Origin of the sequence: Streptomyces exfoliatus, assembly GCF_000725545.1 — a bacterium.
Classification (GTDB): domain Bacteria; phylum Actinomycetota; class Actinomycetes; order Streptomycetales; family Streptomycetaceae; genus Streptomyces; species Streptomyces exfoliatus.
Genome location: NZ_JNZP01000080.1, coordinates 1 through 2,459 on the forward strand (window position 1 = coordinate 1; position 2,459 = coordinate 2,459).

At 66.8% G+C, this 2,459-nt stretch carries 1 protein-coding gene and 2 pseudogenes; 2 read left to right on the forward strand and 1 reads right to left on the reverse strand.

The window, feature by feature from the left end; all coding sequences use genetic code 11:
- Positions 1-89 precede the first annotated feature (89 nt).
- Positions 90-834 (reverse strand): annotated as a pseudogene (locus IO20_RS37970) (IS5 family transposase).
- Positions 835-1,394: 560 nt separating this feature from the next.
- Here IO20_RS37970 and IO20_RS0134145 point away from each other — a divergent pair.
- The gene (locus IO20_RS0134145) at positions 1,395-1,790 is read left to right on the forward strand and encodes a hypothetical protein (protein WP_051894207.1); all 396 of its coding nucleotides are present in this window, start codon (positions 1,395-1,397) and stop codon (positions 1,788-1,790) included.
- Between the two features lie 119 nt (positions 1,791-1,909).
- Positions 1,910-2,005 (forward strand): annotated as a pseudogene (locus tag IO20_RS42240) (IS5/IS1182 family transposase); the annotation flags it as partial.
- Between the last annotated feature and the right edge of the window lie 454 nt (positions 2,006-2,459).

The following is a 2,459-nucleotide window of genomic DNA, read 5'->3' on the forward strand; positions in this document are numbered from 1 at the left end:
TTCGTGATCCGCAGTACGTGGCCATGGAGATCGGCCCTGATGACTTCGAGGCGGCATGGCAGCGAGCACATCGACCGCCCGAGGGTTGATCAGTCGGGCACTTCGGGGAGCGGAGCACGAGAACGGGGGCTGGCACAGCTTTCGAGCAGTGACGGCGCGAGTGACGGCTGGAGCCTGTCTGACAAATGATCACCCGGCGGGTTCGCCGAGCCACAGGATCAGAGCTGCCAGGACGATTCCAGCCTGGTAGCGATCGGCGAGCTAGTCGAACCTTGTCGCGATCGCACGGAACTGCTTGAGACGGGCGAAGTCGCCCAACACCCGCGCCGGTGTCGTGCGAGGTCGGCCCGTAACGACGCGCGGGATGCGGATGCTGTCGAGGACCTGGCCGAAGGCGGTGGCGTCGTTGACGTTGCCGGGCGTGAGCACGATGGATAGCCGGAGGACCCGGCCGTCGACGGCGAGGTGGACCTTGGTAGTCAGCCAGCCCCGGGACCGGCCGAGGGCCTGGCGCGCTTGTGGGCAGGGTTGATCGTGGAGTCGATAGAGACGGTCCACTCCGCCCGGCCACCGCGTCGTCGCGGACCTGGACGTGTTTCAGCAGCTTCGCCCAGGTCCCGTCCGCTTCCCAGCGGGCGAACCGCTCGTAGACGGTCTGCCAGGGTCCGTACCGCTCGGGCAGATCGCGCCACGGAGCCCCGGTCGCAGTCGCCACAGCACCCCGTTGACCACCTGCCGGTGATCACGCCACGGACGGCCACGCCCATCCACCCGCGGCAACTGGGGCTCTATCCGCTCCCACGCCGCATCCGTCAGCTCACCTCGACCTGCCACAAGATCAATGATCAGAGGGCTCGTGCTCGGACTCCCGCGCGGGGTCCGTCGCGAAACGGCTCAGCCGGTAGGTGGTCGGCACCGCCAGGCGTCCGCACAGCGTGTCGATCCGGATCATCGACCCGTCGACTCCCGCCTCCTGAAGACGACGCAATCGCGTACGCATCTCCGCCTGGTCCCGTGTCTCAACGACCACTTCCCACTGCCCCGCGTCCGGCGCGGTGCGAGCAGCAAGCCGCTGCCGCGCGTTTTCTTGCCGCCGCCTTCTCTTCCCCTGTCCTGGCACCCGCCCAGAATCACTGGCCGACGTCAGGACGGCAAGGCAATTGGACCGAGCATGCACCCGCTCGGTGATCATTTGCCAGGCAGGCTCTAGGGGCTGTCCGATGGGTTGTGTGAGCTGATCAGGGCCGTGGCATAGGCGCAGATGAGCTTCTCCGACGGCGCCGTCGTCGGGCTCGCTGGAACTGAGAGCTGGTCGCCAATCCGCCCCCTTGCCTGCGTCGGCCGGTTGAGGAATTTGGTTGCGGTGGATCAGGCGGATGCGGTCATACTCCGGCATGAGTAGAGACGCCGAGGTCATCGTGCTCGCCCGCTGGTCGGACGAGGTGATGGAACCGCTGACCCAGGACGACCCGGAACGCACGTGGCGAGGTCGCTTTGTCCCAATCGCGGGGCACTGGGGCTACGAGTTCGGGTGGGCCCTGGAGTTCGAGAAAATGCGTGCCCGCAAGGGCCTGCTCAGGCACCTGGAGTCGCTGCCGTGGCCGCATCCGCATACGGTGCAAGTTCTGCTTCGCGACCAGGACGACGACTGTTTCGGGCTATGGATGTTCCAGGAGGGCCGGCTGGTAGAAGTCACCATTCCGCGCACCGAGCGTTTCCACCAGCCGGCACCGCCCAATGAGGACTTCGAACCCGACCCGGGCATGCTGGACACCCGCTCACCCTGGTAGACCGAGTTCGGCAGCTCACCTTGGGACGTCAGGGCTGTCGACGCGCGCCTACTCAGCGAACTGCGCCACCACTACCTAAAGCGTGTTGCAGAACGCTGCGGAGCGGGCATTTCCCTTGCATGCGTGGGGTGTTGAGGGCCGAGTCGTTGTGGGTGGAGACGTTCACGGGTCTGCGGATGCGGCAGTTCGAGCGGCTGGTGAAGGTGGTTCGCGAGCATTAAAGCCCCGGCCGCCCGGGTGCCAGCCCGAGTGAGCTGTGGGTCAGGCACCCGGGGCAGGGGAGCGAAGCGGACCTGGCCCAACGGACCGAAGGTCCGGACCCAGTGAACGGGGTCACCCCCCGCCTGCGGAGCGGGCCGTTCGGTACGGAGCGAAACGGAGACCCGAACCGTCCGCAGCGAAGCGCAGGACCCCGGCCCGAAGGGCCGGCCCCAGGACCGCGAAGCGGTACGCCGCCGAGCACAGCGAGGCGGTTCTCTCTGAGCGCGTAGGACCCAGGGACCCGCTCCGGGGGGTGCTCCTATGTGTTTGGTCAAGGTCGAGGACCAGTAGGTTCGTGTGGTCGAGGGTGGGGCCGAGCCGTAGGGGTGTGCATGAGTGATAGCCAGGTCACGATCAAGCTGACGAGTGACGAGGCACTGGTGTTGTCGGACTGGCTGGAGAAGCTGC

What these genes read in the sequence shown, in the direction of transcription:
- IO20_RS0134145 (WP_051894207.1), top strand. Translation starts at nt 1,395, where the DNA reads ATGAGTAGAGACGCCGAGGTCATCGTGCTCGCCCGCTGGTCGGACGAG.